Here is a 6,395-nt window from a genome sequence, read left to right on the forward strand (position 1 = left end):
GCTGCGTGATGGCGTAGCCGAGATGCAGGCCTTGGCCGGTTAGAGGATGTCACACCCGCTTCGATAGCAGCGCAAGGAAGCTTTGAGCTGTAAGAGGGCGGGGCGTTCCAGCCCCGATGGGGTGGATCATATCAACCGCAAGTCGGCCCTGTTGCGGTAGTGGCTTGGGTGCTGACCGCCCCGTGTCGCTGTCCTAATCGGTAGCTGCTAGGATCGTCTCGGCATGGTGCACGAACGTGTTGGCGTTCGCGGAGCGGGTTAAAGGTTCATGCGCACTCCATACCACGCCTCGCGGGGGCATCAGCGCGTCTTAGCCACGATCCAGTCGATGATCGCGTCGGCGACCGCCCCATTGTTTGCCTCCAGCATCATCATATGCCCGTTGCCATGAATGCCATGTTCGGCGAGTGCGAGACGATCGGGCTTCGCCCCGGCTTGGGCCAGAAAGGCACTCGTGCAGTCGTCCATTGTCGCCCGGAACGATGCTTCCCCGGTAACAATGACAGCCGGCACCTTCGCTAGGTTCGGGAGTTGCCGCGCTGGCTCGGCTTGAAGCCAGCAGCGGATCTGGTCGGGTCGAACTGGCTGATCAGCTTGCACGACTGTCAAGTCGGCCGGGGAGTTCACGGGCGGCTCGAAGTGGAGTGGCACACGAGTGATGCCGTAAGGCCGAGCGCGAGTCTCGCCAACCCGTTCGTACCAATCAGAGCCGCCCTTGAACTTGATGTCAAAAAAGGTCGGCCCATTCGGCTCAACGGCGACGTGCGCCTTAACAAGATCCGGCCGTTGGTCAGAAACGGCCCAGCCGAACACTCCCGCCTGCGAGTGAGTCAGAACGACCGAAGGACCGATTTTCTCCAACAGCGTGATGAGAGCCGGGTTGACCAGTTCCTCGCTCTTCCGCCCATTCGCGATGTACGGCACCTGTGAGAGGTAGAACTGGTCAAAGGCGGCATTACCCTTCACGCCGGGGCCGCCGGGCCATTGGGTATGGAGCTTGGCCTGCGGGAAGAGTTCGAACCGCTCCTGACCGGTGAAGATGCTTTCCAGGTCGCTCGGCGCGAGTCGAGCGTAGGGACCGTAAACCTCCGGGTTGTCGCCCGAACGGCCCCGGCCGACCTGATCGACGACGTAAACGGCAAAGCCGCGCTCGACGAAGTGATCCACCCATCCGCGCCGGCCATCGGGAGTACCGAGGAAATTAACCCCGGTTTGGGCTGTGCCATGCACCAGTAGAACAGGATAGGGTTGAGCGACCTTGGCCGGGGCGTGGAACTGGACAAACATCTGCCCAGTGGCGAGCTCTTTCCCGTCGACGGTCTCATAGCGACCGCCGACGAAGAAGTAGCCCTCGCGCTGGGCCGGTTTGAAGGCGGCAGGCACATCAGGGATGACGGGAGCAGGCTCGGCAAGCGCCCTCACTGCGAAACCAAACAGTGCGCAAGCCCCAAGCAGCGCTAACGTCCGCATCGCCATCCTCCCACAGACGTCTCGTGCGCCCTGTCGTGTATATCGGCGCGGAACGGGCTGAGTGTCTATGTGCGACTGGAAGTGCGGTTCCACCGGTCCCACGCGCCACCAGGCTACTTTGCAACATCATAGGGTTGCTGTGGCTCTCCGTGTCGGAAGCCGGCAGTCTCACGAACAGCGAATTGCACGTTCGAAATGATTGGGTCGAGCGGGCCGACATCCTCACCATCATCGTCACCCTCCGGCAGGGCCGCGGGCCTCGGCATCGCCGAGCCGTGCTTCTGCCAGGTGACCAGTTTGGGCGTGGCTGGCGCCGTGGGCTCATGCACCGGGGTGTTACCGGTAACGGCTCGGATAGGACGGTGGGTAACACCTCTCAGATAGCTCGCCGGGCGCTGACCCAGGTTCCATTCCGGCGCCTCGACGTCGATCAAACCTACATCAGAAAATACCAGTAAGCCCTTCTGTTTCCATCCACTTACGGCTTTGCGGGACACCCCGCGCCTCCGGGCGAAGTCGGCTTGGATGAGGAACTTTGGTCCGCTCGCGTCGCTCATCCCGGCTGTTACCTGTTACCCTGTTACCGGGTTTTTGAACCCTGGCGCTAGGAACATTGGGGCCCCCGACCACCCGTATAGAGTTGGAAGCCACAGGGTCCCCGGCCCATGTCAGCCTATAGCCACGTGATGGATCGATAGTGTGGTATGGCCTAAGGCGAGACCTCTCGCCTGAATGACCCGGATCACGTCAGAGGATTTGACCACTGGGCGACTGCTTCCATCGGAACCGAGTAGGGCATGTCGATGTCGTTGGCCGCGAAAGCAATAATTGCGACGCTTGTTTCAATCTTGTCGCTCTGCGCGTCCGCCAGCGCTGCTATCCTGGTCGTGTGGGGCGGCGTAGTTGGATCGCTATGGGTCCTATTTGCCCTGCCGTCGATGCTGCCTTCAGCCTTCCAAAACACTGGCACAGTCGGTTACATCGCAACCATCCTATGCATCCTGTTCCTGCTGCTGCTCGTCGTGGCTGTCGGCGTTGCATCCGGTATCGTTGTGCTGATGCCTGCCATACGCCTGCTTGAGCATTGGTATGGACCCATAATCAGGAGGCGGCGCGAGGGGCTAGGTACTGCATAGTAAGTGACGGGTCTCTGGGTCTGAGAGCCCACCCTCTGATGAGTTCCGAAGCGGCAACCCTGCGGTTGCAATTCAATGCCGGAACGATGGTGGGAACGCCCGGATTCGAACCGAGGACCTCTAGGTTATGAGCCTGGCGCGCTACCGGACTGCGCTATGCCACGTGGAACGTGCTCTGCCTTCCGATCCGTCGCCTGCTCCCAACGTCTGATCGCCATGGAGACGGATTTGATCTCGATCGCGTCGCAGACGCCGCCAGTCTCCTCGTCCCCGATCATGGTTGTTCCCACCTCTACGAAGGGGTCGTAAACGCTCTCGCCTGCGTGACCACCCGTTTAGAGATCGATCTCCAGGATCATTGCTGTCTAGGACGAACATCCCATCGTGGCTTGCGTGCGGTCGGGAGGTCAGCAGCATTCTACCAGAGCTGCCACATGATCTCTAATCGGTTCGAGCATCAGCGGAGGCGCTGGCAGACCCTGTTCCGCAGGAAGGCCATGGGTGACTTGTTTCGCGGGACCTACTGCTAAGACGCCTAAGCCCCCTGCTGGAACCCCGGCTCGCTTACAGGGCTAGCTTGTGCGAGCTTGACGTTATGTTGGGGCCTGAGAGCGGTTGAGTCTGCAATGCCGGTTACGAAGCGTCAGCTTGCAGCGTCACTCCTCAGCGCTTCGCATATCGAAGCCCGGGACACGATGGCTGGCTTCGTTCTGGAGGAAGCAGCCAAGTTTCTGGATGCACCTTTTGCAAACACCAGCGTGGCTGTCGTGCGACAGGTTTGGGGTGCGCGGGGTATGGAGTTTCGGGCTATGGAGATCGAGGTTGCGGGGTTGCCCGATCTTCTCCGTGCCCTCAAATCCCTTCCTTCAGACACGCCGCTGGTACAGGAAATCCTGCGCTCAGGACCTCATACCCTGTACGTGTTTCACCATGGGGATGGATGCCAGATCGTTGGCGCCATCCTTCATGGCAGAGCGAATGTCCCGCTTCCCGACCCGACAGTGCGTAAGCTTAAAGGTCGAAGCCGTCGGGCTCGGCGTGCGATGGAGTCAAAGCAGCTCGATCTCTTCACCGCGGCCTTCGCTTAACGCGCCGCGGAACGTTCGAGGCGAACGATCGACCATTTCTCCGGAAGCCATCGCCCCCTCGGCACATTGCCTCACAGTTGGCATGTCCCCTGAGGGAGACGTTCTCCCAGTTCCAATTCGGGAACGGCAGCTGCTCCAACCATTCCGATGGCTCGCCTAGGCTAAAAGACTTATTACCCGGAACTGGTACCTCAGATCGGATTTTACGCTTGATCAAAACATGAACCTGATGAATAATCCTAAAATGAGACGATAGCCCGCTCCCTCATGGAGCCGTGGGCCGGGTGACTAGCCAGGTCAGTTCCGGGTCCCCGCGATACGCCGGACGGCACCGGCAACAAGCGGCTGAGTGAAGCCGCAGGAGTGGGAATGAACCCACAGACAACCGGTCATCAGGTCGATGTGCTGACCGGTTCGCTCCGCGTCAGACCTCGCAGGAGGTGAAGCGGCGAGTAAAGGCCGACCGCCTGACCCCGGCCTCCCCGACAGGGTTTCGTCCATCGATCTATGTAACCAGTACGGCAGGCTCCGGCACGTCAGGTTACAAGCTTCGTCGATCGCAGGCGAAGCTATGCCTCCCACCCAGCCCACCATCACATCAGGGACGCAAATTTACAGATCCTGCGGTCGATGCACGGATAGGAGATCATCTCATGCCGTCACCTCGAAGGAAGATTGCTCTCGCCTCCCCTCAACCACCTGCAGCGACAGAGCCCTACAAACCGACCCCCGCTGAAAAAGCCGCTCTTACTCGATACGTTGCTCGCGGCGCTCAAAGGCCGACTGCTCGCATCCGCGTCGCTAAAGGGAAGGCTGGTATCTCTACTGGTCCGGACCATCCCGATCTCGGCACGGGAACGGTCAACCTGCTGAACGCGCTCGGCACGGCCAGCCTTCCGTTCATGAATGGCTTGCTGAGCCAAATCACCAATGTTGCGAGCCAGGGGCGGGATCCCGATGAGGCGGGGATCAATTTCGTGCTTTCGGTCGTCGATGGGATCGAACCGCGGGATGAGGTCGAGGCCATGCTCGCCGTGCAGATGGCAGCAGTCCACCTGGCGACCATGACATTCGCGCGGCGCTTGGCACACGTGGAGAACCTTCCTCAACAGGAGGGGGCCGAGCGAGCGTTCAATAAACTGGCCCGAACCTTCACGACTCAGATTGAGGCGCTGAAACGATACCGTAGCGATGGCAAACATACGGTCAGGGTCGAGCGCGTCACGGTCGAGGCCGGCGGGCAGGCAGTGGTCGGTGCAGTTAGCGTTCGATCCCCTGGGGGAGGGGCTCCTGATAAAATCTGAGGGCAACCCCATGCACGGGCCGATGCACCTTTCGCCGAGGTGCGGAGCGAGGACACGCAGCGGAAGTTCCTGCTGTTCCCCCGCAATGCCGAATGGCCGCTGCCGCATGCACGGTGGCGCTTCTCCCGGTGCACCGAAGGGTCCGCGCAATGGTATGTATCGACACGGGCGCTACACAGCCGAAGCAGTAGAAACTCGTCGCGAACTCAGCGAGTGGCTTCGTCTGATGCGGCGGGCTGCCGAAGGCGTTGGCTAATACGAACCTCGGAATAGGTCGCCGGAGGCCTTACGCCGGAAAAGGGTTCGCCATCGACGACGTTGGTGCTCCGGCCGGTCATGGTTCATGTGGCACCGTTGACAGAAGGCCGCGAGGTTCTTGTCCGTGTTGTTGCCGGTGTCGTGGTCGCGATGCGCGGTTGCGAGCACCACCCTGGTCGGGCGCAGACGTCCAAGGTCCTCGAAGCTCGGGAGGCTTTGGAGAGTGTGCCCCCCTCCGTCACGCCAACAGCCGGTCGAGGCATCCCACCAGCGTCCGTCGCCCAAATGGTAGATCGTCTGCCCGTGCGGCCGTCCGCATCCCTCACAGGCACCTCCTGCCCGTCGGAAGCGGATCACGGCGGAGAGCTGCGGCCAGTCGATCGGGTAGTAGAAGCGGTGCTCACGCCGGATCGGCATCGCGATCAGGTCTCCCTGGCTGCGGCGGCAGCTTGGCTGCGTGCCCTGGCTTGGGGGAAGTAGCTGTAAAAGGTATCCCGGCTGACCCCGAGGCGCTTGGCGATCGCCGCGATCGAGATCGTACCGGATTGCAGCAGGGCGCGCCCGACTTCGAGATCGGCATCGGTGAGCTTCTTCGGTCGGCCACCCTTCCGGCCGCGGGCCAGGGCTGCCTTCAGCCCTTCCATCGTGCGCTCACGGTTCAGGTCGAGAAAGTACTCAGCCATGGCGCCGTGCATCTGCAAGGCGAAGCGACCATGAGCGGTGTCGCTATCAAACTGCTCGGTAAGGCTGCGAAAGTGGATCTCCTTCGTGCGGAGGCTGTCGATCGTGCGCATCATCTCGACGAGCGAGCGGCCGAGCCGATCGAGCTTCCAAACCACCAGCACGTCGGCGGGGCGTAGGTAGGCGAGGGCCGCATCGAGCTCAGGCCGCTTGGTACCAGCCTTTCCCGACTTCTTCTCCTCGAACAGCCGTTCGCACCCGGCCTTGGTCAGCGCATCACGCTGGAGGTCGAGGTTCTGATCGAGGGTGGAAACGCGGGCATATCCGACGAGCATGTCGGGATAGTGATTCAAGAACGTTTAATCTGCAATAGAAAACCAGTCATATTTTCCCGACAGAAACGGGGGTGTTTCGACCCGTGTCCCAAGCGCATCCATCCTTCGTCGGGATAATGAACG

At 61.0% G+C, this 6,395-nt stretch carries 7 protein-coding genes; 3 read left to right on the forward strand and 4 right to left on the reverse strand.

The window, feature by feature from the left end:
- Nucleotides 1-300 precede the first annotated feature (300 nt).
- Both IPV08_RS24080 and IPV08_RS24085 read right to left on the reverse strand, forming a co-directional pair.
- On the reverse strand, nucleotides 301-1,470 hold the full coding sequence (locus IPV08_RS24080; RefSeq protein WP_207414349.1) for an alpha/beta hydrolase: 1,170 nt from the start codon (nucleotides 1,468-1,470) through the stop codon (nucleotides 301-303).
- Nucleotides 1,471-1,583: 113 nt separating this feature from the next.
- A complete protein-coding gene (locus tag IPV08_RS24085; RefSeq protein WP_207414344.1) occupies nucleotides 1,584-2,027 on the reverse strand; it encodes a hypothetical protein in 444 nt (147 codons plus the stop codon).
- A 240-nt stretch (nucleotides 2,028-2,267) separates the two neighbouring features.
- Here IPV08_RS24085 and IPV08_RS24090 point away from each other — a divergent pair, with 240 nt between their 5' ends.
- The 3 genes from IPV08_RS24090 (at nucleotide 2,268) to IPV08_RS25000 (ending at nucleotide 5,254) form a co-directional block, all read left to right on the forward strand.
- A complete protein-coding gene (locus IPV08_RS24090; protein ID WP_207414345.1) occupies nucleotides 2,268-2,606 on the forward strand; it encodes a hypothetical protein in 339 nt (112 codons plus the stop codon).
- Nucleotides 2,607-4,347: 1,741 nt separating this feature from the next.
- A complete protein-coding gene (locus IPV08_RS24095; RefSeq protein WP_207414347.1) occupies nucleotides 4,348-4,998 on the forward strand; it encodes a hypothetical protein in 651 nt (216 codons plus the stop codon).
- Nucleotides 4,999-5,020: 22 nt separating this feature from the next.
- On the forward strand, nucleotides 5,021-5,254 hold the full coding sequence (locus tag IPV08_RS25000) for an HGGxSTG domain-containing protein (RefSeq protein WP_281435368.1): 234 nt from the start codon (nucleotides 5,021-5,023) through the stop codon (nucleotides 5,252-5,254).
- Here IPV08_RS25000 and IPV08_RS24855 read toward each other — a convergent pair.
- Nucleotides 5,251-5,673: a hypothetical protein gene (locus IPV08_RS24855; protein WP_246748223.1), complete on the reverse strand. Its 423-nt coding sequence runs from the start codon at nucleotides 5,671-5,673 to the stop codon at nucleotides 5,251-5,253. The genes IPV08_RS25000 and IPV08_RS24855 overlap by 4 nt on opposite strands.
- A 5-nt stretch (nucleotides 5,674-5,678) precedes the next feature.
- Nucleotides 5,679-6,272: a recombinase family protein gene (locus IPV08_RS24100; protein ID WP_207414351.1), complete on the reverse strand. Its 594-nt coding sequence runs from the start codon at nucleotides 6,270-6,272 to the stop codon at nucleotides 5,679-5,681.
- Nucleotides 6,273-6,395: the final 123 nt, after the last annotated feature.

The sequence above is a fragment of the Methylobacterium sp. SD274 genome, assembly GCF_017355285.1.
Classification (GTDB): domain Bacteria; phylum Pseudomonadota; class Alphaproteobacteria; order Rhizobiales; family Beijerinckiaceae; genus Methylobacterium.